Annotated in this window: 18 protein-coding genes and 1 pseudogene; 11 read left to right on the top strand and 8 right to left on the bottom strand. The window is 42.5% G+C overall.

What is annotated here, in order from left to right; genetic code table 11:
* Positions 1 to 2: 2 nt before the first annotated feature.
* Positions 3 to 1,295, bottom strand: coding sequence for a serine hydroxymethyltransferase (glyA, locus tag Vsou_RS03600; protein ID WP_188602576.1), 1,293 nt, complete (start codon positions 1,293 to 1,295; stop codon positions 3 to 5).
* Positions 1,296 to 1,430: 135 nt separating this feature from the next.
* Between glyA and Vsou_RS03595 the strand changes: the two genes are divergently transcribed.
* Positions 1,431 to 3,233: an ATP-dependent DNA ligase gene (locus tag Vsou_RS03595; protein ID WP_188602648.1), complete on the top strand. Its 1,803-nt coding sequence runs from the start codon at positions 1,431 to 1,433 to the stop codon at positions 3,231 to 3,233.
* Positions 3,234 to 3,239: 6 nt separating this feature from the next.
* On the opposite strand, the gene Vsou_RS03590 is transcribed toward Vsou_RS03595, so the two are convergent.
* A complete protein-coding gene (locus tag Vsou_RS03590) occupies positions 3,240 to 3,779 on the bottom strand; it encodes a hypothetical protein (RefSeq protein ID WP_054844023.1) in 540 nt (179 codons plus the stop codon).
* A gap of 63 nt (positions 3,780 to 3,842) precedes the next feature.
* On the opposite strand from Vsou_RS03590, the gene Vsou_RS03585 reads away from it, so the two are divergent.
* From Vsou_RS03585 to Vsou_RS03565, 5 genes are all read left to right on the top strand, one after another.
* Positions 3,843 to 4,775, top strand: a complete 933-nt coding sequence (locus tag Vsou_RS03585; RefSeq protein WP_188602649.1) for a carbohydrate kinase family protein — start codon at positions 3,843 to 3,845, stop codon at positions 4,773 to 4,775.
* Between the two features lie 70 nt (positions 4,776 to 4,845).
* On the top strand, positions 4,846 to 5,184 hold the full coding sequence (locus Vsou_RS03580; protein WP_229709707.1) for a hypothetical protein: 339 nt from the start codon (positions 4,846 to 4,848) through the stop codon (positions 5,182 to 5,184).
* A gap of 9 nt (positions 5,185 to 5,193) precedes the next feature.
* On the top strand, positions 5,194 to 5,874 hold the full coding sequence (locus Vsou_RS03575; RefSeq protein ID WP_054844024.1) for a nucleotidyltransferase family protein: 681 nt from the start codon (positions 5,194 to 5,196) through the stop codon (positions 5,872 to 5,874).
* 54 nt (positions 5,875 to 5,928) lie between these two features.
* Positions 5,929 to 6,711, top strand: a complete 783-nt coding sequence (locus Vsou_RS03570) for a hypothetical protein (RefSeq protein WP_188602577.1) — start codon at positions 5,929 to 5,931, stop codon at positions 6,709 to 6,711.
* Complete coding sequence (locus Vsou_RS03565; RefSeq protein ID WP_054844025.1) at positions 6,708 to 7,271, top strand: hypothetical protein; 564 nt, start codon at positions 6,708 to 6,710, stop codon at positions 7,269 to 7,271. The genes Vsou_RS03570 and Vsou_RS03565 overlap by 4 nt, the downstream gene beginning before the upstream one ends.
* Before the next feature lie 38 nt (positions 7,272 to 7,309).
* On the opposite strand, the gene Vsou_RS03560 is transcribed toward Vsou_RS03565, so the two are convergent.
* The gene (locus Vsou_RS03560; protein ID WP_373286816.1) at positions 7,310 to 8,284 is read right to left on the bottom strand and encodes a hypothetical protein; all 975 of its coding nucleotides are present in this window, start codon (positions 8,282 to 8,284) and stop codon (positions 7,310 to 7,312) included.
* A 124-nt stretch (positions 8,285 to 8,408) separates the two neighbouring features.
* Here Vsou_RS03560 and Vsou_RS03555 point away from each other — a divergent pair, with 124 nt between their 5' ends.
* The 4 genes from Vsou_RS03555 to Vsou_RS03540 all read left to right on the top strand — a co-directional run bounded on the left by Vsou_RS03555 (position 8,409) and on the right by Vsou_RS03540 (position 13,648).
* Entirely contained in the window at positions 8,409 to 9,836 is a 1,428-nt protein-coding gene (locus Vsou_RS03555) for a cation diffusion facilitator family transporter (protein WP_188602578.1), read from the top strand.
* A 383-nt stretch (positions 9,837 to 10,219) separates the two neighbouring features.
* Positions 10,220 to 10,843 (top strand): DUF2067 family protein, encoded by a 624-nt coding sequence (locus Vsou_RS03550; RefSeq protein WP_188602579.1) that lies wholly within the window; start codon positions 10,220 to 10,222, stop codon positions 10,841 to 10,843.
* A gap of 49 nt (positions 10,844 to 10,892) precedes the next feature.
* A complete protein-coding gene (locus Vsou_RS03545) occupies positions 10,893 to 12,452 on the top strand; it encodes a glycosyltransferase family 2 protein (RefSeq protein ID WP_188602580.1) in 1,560 nt (519 codons plus the stop codon).
* 50 nt (positions 12,453 to 12,502) lie between these two features.
* Entirely contained in the window at positions 12,503 to 13,648 is a 1,146-nt protein-coding gene (locus tag Vsou_RS03540; protein ID WP_188602581.1) for a geranylgeranyl reductase family protein, read from the top strand.
* A 26-nt stretch (positions 13,649 to 13,674) separates the two neighbouring features.
* On the opposite strand, the pseudogene Vsou_RS13270 reads toward Vsou_RS03540, so the two are convergent.
* Positions 13,675 to 13,917 (bottom strand): annotated as a pseudogene (locus tag Vsou_RS13270) (TRAM domain-containing protein); the annotation flags it as partial.
* A gap of 326 nt (positions 13,918 to 14,243) precedes the next feature.
* Complete coding sequence (locus Vsou_RS03530; RefSeq protein ID WP_229709710.1) at positions 14,244 to 15,077, bottom strand: metallophosphoesterase; 834 nt, start codon at positions 15,075 to 15,077, stop codon at positions 14,244 to 14,246.
* 116 nt (positions 15,078 to 15,193) lie between these two features.
* Between Vsou_RS03530 and Vsou_RS03525 the strand changes: the two genes are divergently transcribed.
* Positions 15,194 to 16,132, top strand: coding sequence for a hypothetical protein (locus Vsou_RS03525; protein WP_188602583.1), 939 nt, complete (start codon positions 15,194 to 15,196; stop codon positions 16,130 to 16,132).
* Here the strand turns inward: Vsou_RS03525 and Vsou_RS03520 are convergent.
* From Vsou_RS03520 to Vsou_RS03510, 3 genes are all read right to left on the bottom strand, one after another.
* Positions 16,127 to 16,777: a P-loop NTPase family protein gene (locus tag Vsou_RS03520; protein WP_188602584.1), complete on the bottom strand. Its 651-nt coding sequence runs from the start codon at positions 16,775 to 16,777 to the stop codon at positions 16,127 to 16,129. The genes Vsou_RS03525 and Vsou_RS03520 overlap by 6 nt on opposite strands.
* A gap of 432 nt (positions 16,778 to 17,209) precedes the next feature.
* Positions 17,210 to 18,043 carry an alpha/beta hydrolase gene (locus Vsou_RS03515; RefSeq protein WP_188602585.1) on the bottom strand — a complete coding sequence of 278 codons (834 nt, stop codon included), beginning with the start codon at positions 18,041 to 18,043 and terminating at the stop codon, positions 17,210 to 17,212.
* Between the two features lie 50 nt (positions 18,044 to 18,093).
* Positions 18,094 to 18,564: an SRPBCC domain-containing protein gene (locus Vsou_RS03510; protein WP_188602586.1), complete on the bottom strand. Its 471-nt coding sequence runs from the start codon at positions 18,562 to 18,564 to the stop codon at positions 18,094 to 18,096.
* Position 18,565 lies beyond the last annotated feature (1 nt).

The raw sequence follows: 18,565 nt of genomic DNA, 5'->3' as shown, positions 1-18,565 counted from the left end.
ACTTACATTAGTATACTTATATTGAAATCAATACCAACATCCTTTGGCGTTAAGCCATACTTAACCTGCGTAAACTCCCTTCTAAATTCCATCACTTCCCTCCTAACATTACTTGGATCCTCCCTCTTTATGAGGACACGGGCCATAAATTCCGCGATAATTCTCATTTCGTCCTTACCCATGCCAAATCTAGTCATTTCTTGAACACCAAGCCTAAGCCCACTTGGGTCCCTAAATCCTCTATCCCAGGGAAGCGCGTTTTTATTTACAATGATGTTAGCCTCCTCGAGCAAAACAGCGGATTTCGTGCCACCACCAACCCTCGAAACATCAACAAGAACCTGGTGAGTCCTCGTGAACCCCTTATTCTCAGCCACAATACTAAATCCAAGAGCATGTAATTCCTCTGCTAATGCCCGTGCATTATTAACAACTTGTTCGGCATATGCTCTACCGAACTTCATCATCTCTATTGCCGTCACGGCAGTTGCGGCGTACCTATGATGATGATAATTAGATGTTAAGCCAGGAAATACAGCCTTTTGAATGTTCCTAAATAAATCCTCCCTATTTGTGAAGATCACGCCACCCTGAGGACCGGGAAATGTCTTATGCGTTGATGATGTCATGACATCAGCGCCTAAATCAAGCGGATTTGGAAATGCCCCACCAGCTATTAATCCAAGCACATGGGCTGAGTCATGAAGTAATACGGCATTGACCTCATGAACAGCATCAAGAAGTTCCTTAATAGGGTGTGGGAATAAGTACACGGAACCTCCTAAAATCACGATTTTTGGTTTAACCTCCTTAATTAACTTAATACTCTTGTCAACATCAATGTTGAATTCGTCATTGTTCCACGGCAAATCCACAACCTTCAATCTAAAAATTCCTGGCGCGCCTGTTGTCTTATGGCTTATATGCCCACCTGAATTAAGTGGGACAGACATTATAGTGGCGTCAGGCTGTGTAAGTGCTGCATAAACCGCGGCATTGGCTATAGTGCCTGAAATAGGTCTAACCTCAACGAACCTTGCGTGAAATAACTGCCCCATTAAGTCCGCAAGAAGTCCCTCAAGCTTATCAATATACTTAGTCCCTTGATAGTACCTACTACCCAATGTGCCCTCTGCATATCTTCCCTCCATATCATTTAAATACACGTATTCCGCCAATGGCGACATCACGTTTTCACTAGGTATGAGATTTATTGCCTCTAACCTACGCCATTTATTGTGTGTCTTCACCACATCTAATACCTTACTTAATACTGAGTCTGGGTCCATCGACATTTACTGAGAACTAACGACTTATCTATTAAAGCTTTAGTGCCCTGCCTACTCAGCCTATTCTTTGGGTATTACGGGGCGGTGGTTTAATTAACCTCCTAATAGAATATTGTAATTGCTATGTCTAGTGGTAATGATATTAAGTTCATTGATGTTGTGAGAGTTCTTGAGAGTATTGAGGCGACTACCCAAAGGACTGTCATGGCCAAGTTACTATCCTCCCTCCTAAAGAAGTCGCCACCGGATGTTATTGATAAGGTTATTTACTTCATACTTGGCCAGTTAAGGCCTGATTGGGAGGGTGTAGAACTTGGTGTTGCTGAGAAATTCACCTTTAGGTCTATTGCCAATGCCACTGGGGCCTCTGTTAAGCAAGTAGAAGATTTATATAAGAAGCTTGGCGATATTGGCGAAACCGCAAAGAGGATAATGAGTAGTAAGCCTCAGCAGGGTGGTGGTAAGTCAATACTGGACTTCTTTGGCGGCGGAGGTGGTGAGGAGTTAACTATGGGTAAGGTTTATGATACATTGATGTCTATAGCCAGGGCGAGTGGTGAGGGTGCTCAGGATACTAAGGTTAAGCTTCTAACATACCTATTCTCAAGGGCTAAGCCTGAGGAGGCCAAGTATATTGCAAGGTTTGTAATTGGTAAGCTGAGGCTCGGGGTTGCCGACATGACTATACTGGATGCATTGTCAGACGCCTACAAGGTGCCTAGAGATGCCCTAGAGAGGGCTTACCATATTTACCCGGACCTCGGTTATATAGCTAAGATGGTTGCCCGAGAGGGCCAGAATGCCCTGGCCAAGATCCATGTGACGCCGGGTGTACCCATCCAGCCAATGCTTGCAGAGAGATTGAGTACGGCCTCTGAGATCCTGGCTAAACTCGGTGGTGTTGCAATGGTTGAGTATAAGTATGATGGCGAGAGGGCACAGGTGCATAGGACTAGGGATGGCGAGGTTAGGATATTCAGTAGGAGACTTGAGAATATTACGTATGCTTATCCAGACGTTGCTGAGTATGTTAAGGAGGCCATTGATGCCAAGGAATTCATTGTTGAGGGTGAGATAATTGCCATTGACCCGGACACGGGTGAGTTTAGGCCCTTCCAGGAGTTGATGCATAGGAAGAGGAAGCATGATATTAAGGAGGCTATGAAGGAGTATCCAGTCAATATATTCCTGTTTGATACTATGTATGTAGATGGGCAGGATTTAACGAACCTACCACTGATTGATAGGAAGAGAAAGTTACTCGAGATCCTCAAGCCAAGTGATTACGTTCATCTAGCTACCTGGAGAGTGATTAATGATGCAGAGGAGCTTGATAAGTTCTTCCATGAGGCCATAAGCGATGGTTGTGAGGGGGTCATGTGCAAGTCCATTAAGGCCGACTCAGTCTATGAAATGGGAGCAAGGGGCTGGCTCTGGATTAAGTACAAGCGTGACTACAGGAGTGAGTTGACGGATACCCTGGACTTAGTGGTTGTTGGTGCCTTTTGGGGACGTGGAAAGAGGGCTGGGGCCTACGGAGCATTATTGATTGCGGCTTATGATCCGAAGACTGATCAATTCTATACAGTGAGCAAGGTGGGTAGTGGATTCACCGATGAGGACTTGGTGAAGCTCAAGCAAATGCTCGATCCATACAGGATACCTCATAGGCACCCAAGGGTTGTCTCTAAAATGGAACCCGACGTGTGGTTCGTACCAGCCGTCGTTCTTGAAATAATCGGTGCAGAAATAACCCTAAGTCCGCTCCATACCTGTTGCATGGGAACCGTTAGACCAGACGTTGGTTTAGCCATTAGGTTCCCAAGGTTCACAGGGCGCTATAGGACGGATAAGTCACCTGAGCAAGCAACCACGGTTGACGAGATACTTGAGATGTATAGGGGGCAGAAGAAGGTTAAGATAGAGGAGGGGGCTAATCCCTAGGATTTACTACTCGTTTCCTTCCATCTTCAGAACCCTTTCAAGGGTCCATCTAATTGCCCTAATTATTTCCCTGAGTCTCTCATCGTTCCTGTAGTTCCTAATGATTATATTAACGACGTTATCACCGTCGAGCTTGATTTCGTAATTGAAGGCCTCCTCACGCCTTAATTGCCCATCCCTAACTAACTTATCATCCTCCTGTTTAAAACCCTCGAGTATCTTATCCCTGAAGAACCTCCTGAACGCCGTTACATCCTTACTAAAGGGCTTTATTGGCTTAATACTGACTCCTCCCTCGTAGATCTCAACCGTGCCCAACAGCTCATTATTGGTCCTAGACCTGATCTCCCTGGTCTCCACTAACCTGCCTAGATCCTGGGGCTTGCCTACAAGCTCGGTGGCTGGTACTATTGATTGTGACTTTATTATGTTATCAAGGACGTTCTTTATTTCATTCAATAAATTAAGCTCCTCCTGGAGTTCCCTAATCCTATTATCCAGCTTATCCCTGAGTTCGAGCAATTTCTTTACGTCTGCATTATCCACATCAAAAATTAATAGGCCCGGTTAATAAAGCTACTCGTGAACAAAAAGATAGTAGTACTTTCAATGGGTAACCTGAACCTGGATATATATGTGAAGGCTGATGCAATACCGAGGCCTGATGAAGCAGTTGATGCGTATGAAACCTACATGGGTGGCGGTGGTTCTGCGGCTAATTTCTCCGTTGCAGTGGCCAGGCTTGGGCTTGGCTCTAGGTTTCTTGGGTCCGTGGGTAATGATCAATTTGGCAACATGTTAATTAAGGAGTTGGAGTCTGAGGGTGTTGATACTAGGTTCATAAAGCGCATTAGTCATGAGAGGACGGGCACGGTAATAGTCATTGTTGGTCTTGATGGTTCTAAACGAATGATTAGATATACTGGTGCTAACCTTGGCCTGACCCCCAGTGATGTAATTAACGAGGTGATTAATGGCGTCTCGCACATACATGTTGCCTTGGGCAGGACTGAGATTATAGAGTCTGCAAAGCGCGCTGCTAGGTCCATGGGGTTAACGATATCCATTGATGGTGGAACGGCGCTTGCCAAGAAGGGACTTGATGTAATTAGGGATGTGGTTAATGACGTTGATGTTTGGTTTATGAATAGTTTTGAAGCGAGGGAGCTTGGGCGTTCTGAGAGTGTTGTTAGGGCGGCTGAAAATATTGTGGGTAGGGTTAAGGTTAGGGAGTTGATAGTTACGTTGGGCTCCCGCGGGGCGTTACTGCTTAAGGATGGTGAGGTTAAGTACTCGGATGCCTTTAAGGTAACTCCCGTGGACACCACGGGCGCTGGTGATACCTTTGCAGCAGCCTACATCACGGCCACGATGCTGGACTTGGATCCCATAGATAAGCTTGTCTTCGCTAATGCAGCTGCATCGCTTAAGGTCACCAGGAGAGGTGCGCGTTCATCACCAAGGCTTAATGAGGTTCTTGATTTCCTGAACTCCCTTGGCTATGCGAAGTTGGTTGGTGAAGTGTTGATTCGATTTAAGTAGTTCTATTAGTAATGGAAAAAACTTATATATGTAAGGGTAAGTAAGTAGTTAGGAGTTAAGGGGGATCACTGTGTCTAGGGTTAATGTTCAGGTAAGGGCTAAGTATTGCGATGGTACCTGGTGTAATTTCCAATACTTTAGATGCGCAAAGAAGGCCCTAAAGATTACTAGGCAGGGTAGTAAGGTCACTACGCAATGTACATTATTCGGTGGATCCTGCATTGGGTATAAGTGTCAGTATGCGGTCTGTGAGGCTCATGTGATGGCCCCTGATGGCAGGTGCCTACTTGATCTCAAGAATATGGAGTCAAAGGATAGGGATATTGTTGAGGAGGCTAAGCAGCTTGATAAGCAGGCCTCGGTAATTAACAGGCATTTGAAAAAGCTTGGACTTAAGGATTACATGTAGGTATTAAAAATGCTGAGGCTGATTATCCTAACTGCTGGTTTGGGGGAAAGATTAAGGCCGCTCACGTACCTTGTTCCAAAGCCATACTTGCCGCTCCGTAATGGGCTAATAATAGAGCATATATTGAATTGGGTTAGGGAGCAGGGGTTGAATTATACTGACATTATTGTTGTTACAGCATACATGGCTGATAAGGTCGTCTCATTGCTTGGAGATGCGTTGCCCGGGGTCAAGTTCGTTGTTGCAGATCAATTATTGGGTACTGCTGGGCAACTGTGGTATGTTAGGGACCTGGTAAATGATGATGACGATGTGATTGTGATAAACGGCGATGTACTAACTGACCTACCCTTGGCCAAGGCGTTGGATTTCCATAAGTCCAATAATGCTGATATCACAATAGCGTCCATTAGGTATAGGTTAACGGCTAGGTATGGCGTGCTTGATATTAGTCCCAGCGGTGAGTTTAGGGGTTGGTTGGAAAAGCCAGTAATGACGCTTCCCATAGTAACTGGCATTTACTTAATGCGAGGTTCTCTTATTAAGAAGTTGAATAAGGAGAGACTTGACATGAATAAGTACATTGAGGAGCTTAAGGCGTTGGGTTTAAGGATAATGGTATTCTTGACAGATGGTAATTACGTGGATCTTGGTGTGCCTCAGGATTACGCTACGGCGTTGATAACCTGAATAAAATCAATGAACGCAACATATATAAGTAATTAAAATAACAGGTTAGTAATAATGTCTAGGGCTGTTTGTCCAGGACTTGAGAGGACCGCGAATGGTTACATATGTACATACGCGCAACGACCGATAAATCCATTTCAATGGTATTGCTTTGGCGATTATTTTGAATGCCCAATATATGTTCAATATATGAAGTCAAAGGGGCCGCAGGCAAAGGCGGAGGTAAAACCGTCACAGACTATCCAACCGTTGCAGCAGCAGACTCAACAGACACAGCAGGTTACCACTGCCCCCACCGTGGTTGCCCCAGCCCATGTGGAAGTTACTGGCGAGGCTGAGGATGAATTAATTAGAAATAGTGAGGTAATAATTTCCAAATTCGAGGGTAGTGCCAAGGCACTTAATGATAAATGGAAAGATTACGAGGGTTCTGTTCAATCCACAAGGCAGAGTTGGGAGACCGAGAAGGCTAAGTTGAGGAGGTACATGATTATTCTTGAGAGGATTCGTAATAAGTATAGCGAGGATCTTAAGGAGGTTGAGCTTAGGAGGAGCATGGGCTTGATAGGTGATGATACGTATAACAAGCTTAAAGATGACATTCAGAAGAAGCTTAGTAAGGTTGATGATAAGCTTAAGGAGTTAAATACGCGGTATCAAGAGGTTGAATCAACAATAATCCAGCACTACAGGAGGCTACTGTTAACTACCGTAACGCCTGAGATCAGTAAGTTGAAGCTTTCTCTGGCGAAGCTTGAGGAGATGTATAGGGATGGTAAGATTAGTAAGGAGGTTTATGAGAAATTGAAGGCTGAGATTGAGGGGGTGATCTCATGAGCGATGAAATGCTGAAGATCTATGGAGAATTACTTAAACAAATAAACAAGACTTATGATAATTACATAGAGCAGATCAAGCGATTAAATAATATGTGGTCTGACTACAAGACCGCCGTAGGTAACGTCAAGCGGAACTGGGACGTAGACAATATACTACTGGCGCTTAGGGTTAATGAACTAAAGGCAAGCATTGATTCAATACGAGAAGAACTCGACATGCTTAAAGTCAAGAAGGAGCTTGGACTCATTGATGAAGAGGAGTACTCAAGATCATCCACCGAGTTGACCGACACACTTACGAAATTAACCAGCATGTATGAAGAAGTTAAGTCAAAGATTGATGAGATTGACAAGGGCATTAAGGAGCATTGGTTTAGGTCGATGGACGTTACAACACTTACTACAGACCAGGTAGACGGCATGATAAAGGAGCTTGAGGATAGTAAGACAAGGGGTGAGGTACCTGATGATGTGTATGCCAGGGTTAAGGCCGACCTGGAGCTCGTGAGGAGGGTTGTCCAAGCGCTGGCACTAATAAAGACCGAGTCAAAGTCGTAGATTTTTATTTTACCTTATTGGTAAAAATTAGTTTTTAATTAACTAGAGTTTGGGTTAGTTGAGTTTATCCTATGGACTTTGACCGCTTCTCTGTATGACTTTATTATGCCGTAGAGTCCGATTATGCCGACAACCGAGATCACCAGTAAGAAGCCTATGTCTATTGCATCAAGGTTTGGTATTGGTATTCCGGTACTTATTGCCCATGCATCAATTTGCGGCAGGAAGATTATTAATAAACCAACCAGTGCAAATACAATTCCTCCATAGTACAGTGTAATTCCTGCGGTCTTCCTACCAACGTACTTGACCTCCTCCTCGGTGAACTTCTTAGCCCTTAACAATCCACCAAAGATCGCGCCGAGTATTATCTGCATTATCATTGTGCCTATTCCAAACATTAAACCAGGTAATGGTGCATACCAGATGCTTGGCATTTCTGGGGCGAGTACAAATGTTATTATTGATGCGTAAGCCCCAAAGCCAAAGCCCGCTATTAGTCCATGTACAATGGTCATCTTTATTGGGACCTCCCTGGGATGAGCCTCATGAAGTGGTATTCTTCTGGCTTCATTGGTGTGGTGTTGATGACCGCCAAGCAATACATCGATTGGTAGGTGGAAGTACCTGCCCTTCAAGATGTATGAACCTGCTATTGCCATTACCAGTCCAACTATGAAGTAGACTGGCCCATCTAGGTTGTACCTCATGTAGATGTAGGCAAGTCCTATGTAGCCCAGCGTAGTTAGGAGCGCCCTCTGTAGCGTGAAACCAAGGGAGAATAGGAACCCTGCCCTCATGCCACCCTTACTACTATACTCGCCGACTGCGTAGCTGAAGGTTATTGGCCATGTGTGTTCGTCAGGCGTTATGCCATGGAGCATTCCTAGAAATAGGGATACTACCAGTATCTCGGTTACTGTTAATTGGCCTGTTGGGTGTAGTAGGAAGTTTATGTTGAATATCCCGAGTCCAAGTATTGTTGCAACCACTCCCAGAATTGCAAGGTTCATCATTGGTGTTAAGCTGGCGTGTGTATTAATGTTCATTAGGGTTACCCTAAAGTAGGGATTAATAAACCCTTCCCAAGAGTTAGTTTTTTAAATCGATATCAAATTTAATATCGATTTAGAGAACATGGATAAAGATAGATTAATTAATGATTCAGACGATAGGGAAGTAAGCATGAGAAGCCTATCCTCGTATATGAGGAATGAGAAGACCAGGGTGGCGCTCCTCTCGTTACTTGCCTCTGTATTAATAACAATAATGAACATCACTGCGTGGTTACTCACGAATTCCTTGGCCGTACTAGCCGAGGCAATGCATACATTTCTCGATATCCTAGTAACTACAATAACACTAATTGCAGTTAGTGTCGGCTCTAAGCCTCCCGATAGGGAGCACCCGTTTGGCCATGGTAAGGCCGAGAGCATTGGCGGGCTCTTTGGCTCCTTATTCATAATCATAGCTGGCATACTAATTGGTTATGAGAGCGCTGAGCGTATAATAATGAAGGTTCCATTTAGCCCTGATGTCGTGGCCATTATTGTTATGTCCATAGCGATAATAATTGATACCAATAGATCAAGGGCACTGAGAAGAATGGCTGTTAAGTGGAATAGCAGGGCTCTTGAGGCTGATTCCTATCATTTCATGAGTGATATTGCCATTTCGGCTTCCGTGGTGGTTCTCATGATCGTTGGATTAATAATAGAGAGGTTCAACACTGGATTGTTTGATAGGTGGGGCACGCTGCTTGATGCCATGGTGGCCTTTGGAATAGTAATTTACTTCTCAATAATTGGTATTCGCCTAATGAGGACGTCAATAGATGAGTTAATGGATAGGACGTCCGAGGATCTTGTTAGGAGGGTCATGAATATAGCTAGCTCGGTACCTGGTGTTGCCTCTGTGAAGGACGTTAGAGCCAGAAGGGTGGGTTCCATGGCTCACGTGGAGGTAACAATCAGCGTTTCAGATCACTTAAGTATTTCAGAGGCTCATGACGTGGCTGATAATGTTGAATCTGCCGTAAAGCATGAAATCGGGCAATCCATTGTCATGGTTCACGTAGAACCTGAACTTCGTGAAAAAATTGAGAAAATACTTGCTGGGATCAGGGATCCGCTGATCGTTAATATTCACGACCTGGACATAATAAATTCCCATGAAATAGGCATAATAGTTAGTATGCACGTTGTCGTAAAGAGTAATGCTAGGCTAAGCAGCATTAACCGCGTTATAGGAAATATAGAGAATAACATCAGGCAGGCTGTGCCTAACGCAAGGGTTTGGGTTCATTTGGAACCTGATAATAAGGATATTAATATTACCGAGATCAGGAAGATGGCTGAAGCCGTTAGTTCTAAATATGGTGGTCATGTTGGTGATGTCCACGTTATTAATATAGAGGGAATGAGCGTTATGTGGATACTTGTTTACTTACCGCCTGATATGAGTGTATCTAAGGCCCATGATATCGCCACCGAGATCGAGAATGAGATAGCCAAGGTCTATAGTATGCCGCACCACATTACCGTATCAGTACTACCTGAAACCTAAAATTATCGCTATGGATCTTCAATTTTTTATTAACACTTATGATTGATAATGATCAACTGATGGCATTTCTAATCACGTTTTTGCTATTGGCTTTCACATACTGATGATATTCATCAATATGAAAGGCACATCAACAACGTGCCCAATTTGCAATCAAGAGTTAGGTGTGGCTTCATGGTTAGTAAAGACTCTATTGGAGCTACGAATATTCCTCTCAGGGTATTGCAAACGCGGAGTTATCAGGATTAAATCTTAACTCTTCAGTGGCGATATGTGAAGCCCAACGGAAGTGCAGAGATGAACATAAAGAAGGAGGAACATATTAAGTAATGACCGGACCCAAACCCTTATAACTCACGCCTCATTATTGGGTGTGATCGGTAGTGCGTAGGGAGATCGTTTTTACATTTAATAATATGAATGAGGCATTAACATTCATGGAAATGGTAACGAGTAAGATCAAGAGCAAGGAGATACTTATTCGATATGATACTGGCAACGGTATAAGGGTTTGGGTTTCAATACAGGGTGAGCCCCATGAAGTTAGCCTTTATTCCATGGAAATCAGGAAGATCTATAACGACATTAAGTTAATGAGAGGTAAATCCGGTGTTTATACATATGACATATCGATAATACTGAACAAGGCTAGGCTCAGTGCTGCCATACCAATTGACCTAGTAATTGATATTCTTCACATGAAGGGCATTAATGCTGAGATGGAGGGCTCCAAAATAAGGATTGTGGGTAGTACCACCCTTGAGGAATTGGTGGGTATTGCCGAGGAATTGTCCAGGGTATACGGTGAAATGATCGACATGGAAATATCAGCACAGGCCAAGAGAGTTATAGCAATATACTCATTACTAACTGGGAAGGGTATTAAGGATAGCATTAAGGACTTGCTTGAGCAAGGACTATTATCAAGGTATGGAGACACAGAGTTACTGGTGTTATCAATGGATTATAAGCATGCATTGTTAAGGCTTCAGGAATTGATTGAATAAGTGAGAGAAATGCAAATTAAGGGTTTTATTGTCTGGCATGCATTACATAATGAGTGCTAGTGAATACCTTGAAATTAAGGAGCTTGTTAGACAGGTAATTCAGCAATACGTAATGAATCAGTATCCCTGGGGAGTAATAACAAGGCCGTTAACCCCCGTGTCAATGTCAATACTGTTTGTGACATACATAATGACAATAGCAATGCTTGCATTAAGTCTCATACAAATAGCGGTATTGGTAAGGTACAGTATGATTGGATTAAGGTATACGAAGAACCCGAGAAGAAGAAGCAATACAGTAGGTAATGGCGCAGGATTCCGTAAATTACCCCTTGTATCAATATTAATACCAATAAAAAACGAGGATGCAGTAACAATAAAGAGAAGCCTTCAAAACATTGCAGGGCTTAATTATCCCAGGAACCTAATTGAGGTTATATACATTAGTGATGATCCTGAACATTACGTAAACAGCCTTATCGAGTACGTGGAACCAATGGTACGTAGATTGGGACTCAATGTCAGGATTCTACGTAGGGAGGACAATACGGGTTACAAGGGCGGTGCGTTGAATTTTGGCCTTGAGTATGCTGTGGGTGATGTTATTGCAGTGTTTGACGTAGATACGATATTGCCAAGTGATTATTTAATGAAGGCCGTGGAGGCATTATTTGGTGGCTATGATGCTGTCACCGCCGTTTGGAAGGGCTATTACACGGTTAGTAATTCAATTGCGAGGCTTATGAAGTTCATGTATGATGTTTATAACGAGACGTTCATTAGGGGTAGGTTCCTTGGCGGTGGTTTCCCTGCTATAAGTAGCAATAACCTCGTGATCTGGAGAAGAGTTCTTAGTTCCGTTAATGGGTTCTGTAGGTGCACGGGTGAGGACCTTGACCTAAGCATAAAGTTGAGGGCAATGGGTTACAGGGTGGGGTTGCTGGATTCTGTGGTTTATTGTGAGGTTCCGTATACCTACCCATCATTGAAAAGGCAGTTCAGTAGGTGGCTGTTTAATGGCATATGGAATATGAAGCATAATCTACGTTTACTATTATCCTCAAAAGGCACTACTGTTTGGGAAAAGGTTGATGGTCTCCTCTGGATGCTTCAATTTCCCAGCATATCATTTGCAGCATTATCTATATTGATCACCGTGGTTCTATCAATAATAGGTGTTTTAATACCGCCAATGCCAATACTATTTCTTGAGATAACCAATATATTAATCGCGTTTCCCCTTATCATAGCATTGCTATCCATAAGCAAGTACGTAGGTTATAATGCATGGGACTCCATATCAAATGCTGTCAAGAGCGCATTAATCATGGTATTCCTATCATTCCCAATGCTAATATACTCAGTGGAATCCTTGCTGACTGATGACTGGGAATGGGTACCAACACCAAAGGGAACTTCATTCCAACATGCAATACATAGGAATGCATTACTTCAGGACTTAATACATGAGATCTTAGCTATCTCGATTCTTGTAATGGTTATGATAGTTCTCGTAATTAATAAGCAATTATTAACGACTATATACATAGCGAGTATAGTGGCCATAATGATGTACGGGCTCAGGTTAATAGTGCCACAAAACCACTAGGCAATTTGGGTATAGTAATAAAAAGCAGACCATGTGGGTTACAGTGAAGTATGGACAAGGCATACGACCTAGTGATAGTTGGCGCTGGACCAGCGGGTTCTACGGCTGCCTATGTGGCTGCAAGACTCGGCCTTAGAGTACTTATTATCGACAGATTTCGCTTCCCAAGGATGAAACCTTGCGGTGGTGGATTAACTCAAAAGTCATCTCTATTATTAAGGAACCTCGGCATTGACCTAAGTAGCGTTATTAAGTATGAATGCCGTAGAGTTGCCGTCATTAATAATGCCGGTTCCTTCGTTCTAACAGATAATGAACCAATAATAAGTGTGGTTTCTAGGAACGAATTTGATAATTACCTACTAACGAGCGCCCTGGAGGAAGGCGCTGATTACGTTATTGATAGGATAACCTCGTTCAATGTTGGTAACGATCATGTTAATGTGGTTGGCGTTGGCAATACGTATATTGGTAAATACGTAATAGCTGCTGACGGCGCTAACTCCATAATTGCAAAGAGACTTGGTAATGATATAAGGAAATACAATGCCATAGCATACATGACTATATCGCATGGAAACTACGATGATCTATGCATGATAGACATGACGCGGATTAAGTGGGGCTATTCATGGGTTTTCCCAAGAGGCGGTAACGAGTATGATGTTGGGATCGGCTCAATATTATGGTCTAACTACAGGACTCAATTAATTAAATATGTAAGTGAAGTAGGATTAAATGCCGGTGTAGTATTGGGTCACCCGATACCAATTAGGCCCCGTAAAATATTAACATCAAAGCGAATAGTGCTAACTGGTGATGCTGGTGGGTTCGCAGATCCAACAACGGGTGAGGGTATATTTTATGCCATGTACACGGGTACCCTAGCAGTCCTTGCACTAAGACGCTCCAGTAATCCTAGTGAGTTCTCGAGAAATTACCTGAGACTAATTGAACCTGTAATCAAAAATTTATCGTTGGCATACTACCTGTCATTAAGTGTTTATGGAATTGATCACCTAGCGATGGGTAGATTAGGAATAAGCGCTTTCTCCATGCCTAATACCAGGGGTTTGATCAGGAGGATCATGAGCGGAAAAACTTGGTACTCGCAGGTTCCATTGTCCTTGTTAAGGTTCTCCATAACGAAGGGCCCAAGGGAAGTTCTGAAAAGGATATTAAACGGAGAATTTTGATTATGACTTTAATGTAAGTAAAGGGCCTATTCCTCGGATTCCTCCTCAAAACCCTCTGCTTCGCCTTCCTCAACACTTTCCGGTTGCGAACTGGTCTCTGCTCCTTCCTGGGTAAGTTCAGCAACTGCGTATGACCTACCTACCCTAGTTATCTTAACCTTAACCTTATCCCCTGGCTTCGTATTAGGCACAAAGATCACGAAACCCTTTACTCTGGCTATGCCATCGCCCCTCTTTGATGTTTCCACTATACTTACTTCTATCACGTCACCAACATTTACTGGCTTGGGGCCTCGTGGACCCCTACCTCTACCTCTTTGGAAGCTTCTCCTTCTTGGTCTCTCGGATTCGGACGTAGTAACCGCCTTACAGGATAATGAAAGGAGACCCCTTTATAAATCATTCTAGTACAGTTAGCTAATTAAATAAGCTAGATAGCACCACGTAAGTTCCCAGCCCTAGAGAGATCGAGGATCCCTAACCACGGCCTGATGATGACCACCTCTGATTGGGATCAATGACCGAGCCAAGCCCCAGACTGAGTACATCAATGACTTAATGCCTGGGCATCAACCTTTATACAAATTCCAAGATACTACGATGCATCCACTATGTCAAGTGCATCTCCATTAATTAATGCTATACGTGGATTAACATTACTGTATGGTCCTGCCCTTGATGTAAATACTGTCAGCACCTTATTTCCATGGTTCCACTTAAAGCCTTGGAGTACGTATTCATGACCGCGGATTATCATTCGTAATCCGCTCTCGTTAAGGAAGTTCTCGGTTATTGATGAACCAAATACATAAGTACCCGGCCCCCTGGCCCTGTTTTCGTCGTAGTACTTTACATTATCTGATGGGTCATTCCATAGTAACTGAAATGTGGTTTCATTACTGGGTATTTCATCTGGCTTTGGTAATTTTGCTATACTATCTATACTTGCATTATTTATGGGTAGGCCTCCATGCACCAGGAAGTACCTGTCATTTAGAACTGCGGATATTGGCATTTGCGAGAATACATCCTTAAGCTTATCATATATTGAAACTCCGTCGTATGGACCAAGTTTCCTTAGCAACTCTAGGTAGAAGCCATAATCGTAATTTGTGAGTGGTGACTCATGGTTTCCCCTAAGTAGTATTGCCCTGTTTTCAAGAAACAACCTTAATGCGAGGTATAGGGTTTCAACTTGATTTTCCCCTCGGTCTACGTAATCCCCAAGCATTATGTAGGTCCATTTATCCGGCGGATACTTGTTTACTATCCTTTGTAATGTTTCGACATCACCATGTAGATCACCGATTATTACAGCCCTGTCCGTATTTATTCTAAGTAATGGTTCATAGGCGCTGAATGCATCATATATGTTGCTTAGTTTTTCCTTGAAGAATTCCTTAATTGTAAGGATATCCACGTTTAGCATTTTTACTCATGGATTTAAATAAGTTATACTTGGGTTCTGGGTGCTGGTTCATTGTCATAATAATGGTGAATTATACTTGATAAGTTTTTAAATTTAAATTTCAATCATTAAATGAAATGAATGCACTTGAGGTCCTTGTAAGGATCAAGAGGATCGCTGAGGATATGATCAAGGAAACATTCATAGTTAAGGCAATTAAGGAGAATTCGATCCTTTCACTAAGTACTGAAGACATAATTGAGCTATATCCATATAATGCCTATGACTATAGGATTGATGGAAAGAACATTGATTACGTAATTACCGAGGACGCAGTAGCCCTACTGGCTGACCTAGCCAAGATTAATAATTGGGCCATTGACAATATAAGATACGCAGAATTCAATGACTGTATATCGATAGGCATTGGTGAGGGGACTCTATCAATAACATGCAAGGACAAGCACATCTATGAGGGAGAGAGGGTAGTTTATCTTGACAAGACCTTATTGAGGAAGTACGGAGTTAACATTAGGGTTAAACCCATGGATGGTGAACCACTGATGCCCCTGGAGAAGGTCTTCGAGAACCCAACTAGTATTATTATTGAAAGCTTGATAAACTTACCTCTGTACTTCGTAATTAATCCAGCGCACTTAGGTCTTGAGATCCTTGCGGATAGTTATATACATCTATTGTCTAAGGGCTTGAATAGGGTACCGACAAATACGGATGCTGCGGATTACCTCATAAGCGTGAACAAGCTTAGTGAAGATATCATTAAGGTTTACGTGTTAAGGAAGGACCTTGAATTACTTAGGGATTACTTTGATGTTAGTACCAATGAGAAAGATAACATAGTGGAGTATATCATTAATGGGAATCCTGTGCTTGCAGTATCAATAGTACAGGGTAGCATAAATCAAGATCTGCTGAGAGTCACTTGGATCGATCTAGAGTCCTTCAGGATCAATGGAATTGGGATTAACCTAATTGACCTAGGTAGCACAAACATCCTTGATTGCGCTAGGTTACTTATTGATAAGATGAGGGAGGAATTTCACGGAATCCTATAACACCACTTCATTACTTCCATCACTAAGCACCTTATTAATTAAGGAATTACCATTACTCCCACTCCACCTCCTGAAATTCCTTAGGACCATCCCAGGGGTCCTCATGGTAGGCTCCATACTGGTAACACCAATTCTTTTTGCAAAGGCCCTTATTTCATCATCACGATATTTAATGATCATTCTTGAAGCCGAATATAGAAACTTTACTAATGGCTCGAGGGTTTCCAATTCATTACCTATGAGCAACGGTATCGTTAATGAAGCGATCACCGTTCCCCTGAAGCCGATCACTTTATTAATGAATCCTTGGGCCATTTTTGGCATTGTAAACACTGCATCTATATCATCAACAAGCAAAACTCTTGCATTGGTATCACTATGGCAGTTAATCATCTTAATAGCCCTGAGTCCAAGCTCATTATACGTATTTACATAAGCCGTGGATATACCCAGCTCCCTCAGTTTATTCATTATTAGCAGGAGTGCGGTTGTCTTACCGCTTCCTGCTTCACCCATTATGGTCAGCGCCCTTTCATTATTCACCACCTTATTGATGGCCCAATTAACAATCTCCCTAATAGACGAACCAATCAGGGAATTCTCATTAACCTCCCTACAATTAATCACATAATCATTCTCATCCATCAATTGACATTAATTCTATGTAATAAAATTACCGCATACTTACAATAATTAATAATACACTAAGAATGCAAGTGTACTAGTAAAACCTTATTTAAAATAGAACAAGGTATAATTCAGGGCAATATGCACAATAGTACTACATTGATCATTAACATGATTATTCATGGGGATAACACCCAAGGATAAATCACTTAATGATGAATAAAACTTGGGCGAACAACCTGGTCCTTAAACCGAGGTGCACTGATTGAGTTCGGCCCGACTTCGTGTATCTTAGGCCTCGTTCTTTATGTGGTAAGCGATCCATTACTAAAGCTCTTATAGGTATTAAAAAGCCGTAAAAGTGAGTTTTACTGAATAGCTATATTCATTGGCATGCGCACACGGTAGCTTACCACTAGATCCATGATATTAACATTAATGGCAGCGTGTTTAAGTATGGGTCCTTAGCCAGTCCAGTATATCCTTGTAAACTATTTCCTTGTTTAATTCGTTAAGTATTTCATGGTACATGCCATTGTATATCCTGATCACCTTATCACTAACCCTTAATCTGTTGAATGCATCCTGCGTGGCCTTTGGTGGCACCACCTTGTCCTCGCCGCCATGCATCATCATTATGGGTACCGATATATTACCTATATACTTCCATATGTCTCTTGAAGCCTTAATAAGCTCATGTAGCATTCTAGCTGTGGGCTTCTTATAAACAAGCGGATCATTTATGTACTCCTCCACAACCCTCTTGTCATGCGTTAGGAATTCAGGATTTATTGGCAGGTTCAACCTATACCTTGGCGATAATGCGTTAAGTAGGGAAAGCATTAACCAAGAACCTGTACTTATGTTCACAATTGCCGCTGCGCCACTTGTTATTGCCGCATGTATCCCCTTACTAATCCTGCCCAAGTAATGAAGCACTATTAGACCACCCATTGAGTGTCCGAATAGGATTGCAGAGTTAAAGCCTGTTTTCTTAAGCATTAATTCTATGAAGTTTTCTAGGTCGTTTAGAAACAGGTTAAAGCTGTCAACATAGCCTAGGTTATTGGGCCCAGCGGTTAATCCGTGGCCCCTCAGATCATGCATGCAAAATGAATATCCATTGCCTGATAAGTAAGATCCGAAGTTAGAGTACCTGCCACTGTGTTCTGCGAATCCGTGGACTCCAACAACAAGGGACAGGGGCTTATCTGCAAGCCAACACCTGTAATGGACATTAATGCCAGTACTTAGTTGTATTTTATCTTCAATAATTTGAGGCATTATTTGATTTTTATTAATTAATTTTTAAAGATAGACCTTATATAGATTACTTACTTTGACAAGCATCCTATAAACCCCTTAATCGTGTCCTCCGAGATACTCTTTACCAGGGAATCAATATTAACGAACCTACCTATCATTTGAAGTAATCTACCTAGGTTAGCCGTGGCATCCCAATTAATCCTAGAGCCATTATTAACACCCTCGACCTTTATAACCAGGGAAATGCTTATTGTGCTACCCGCAGCCCTGCCATCAACCTTATACCTAATCTCGTTACCAGATGCGCTGACCAACTCAATATGCGCATCGGTAGTCACCCTCCTTAGCTCTGCAATGGGCACCTCATTACCCAAGTCAACCCTAAATCTAACCCTAGCTTTATCCTTACTCAAAACCTCGTAATTAATTATATTAGGTATGCAGATAATGGCCCTTGGTAAATCAGTTATGAAGTTAACAACATCACTTGGCGGTTTATTCACGGTAAACGAACCACTATAGTGTAATTCCTTCATCATC

Source organism: Vulcanisaeta souniana JCM 11219 (assembly GCF_026000775.1).
In the GTDB taxonomy this organism is placed as follows: domain Archaea; phylum Thermoproteota; class Thermoprotei; order Thermoproteales; family Thermocladiaceae; genus Vulcanisaeta; species Vulcanisaeta souniana.
Note: the sequence above shows the minus strand (reverse complement) of the source record. Positions and strands in the feature narration are given on the sequence as shown.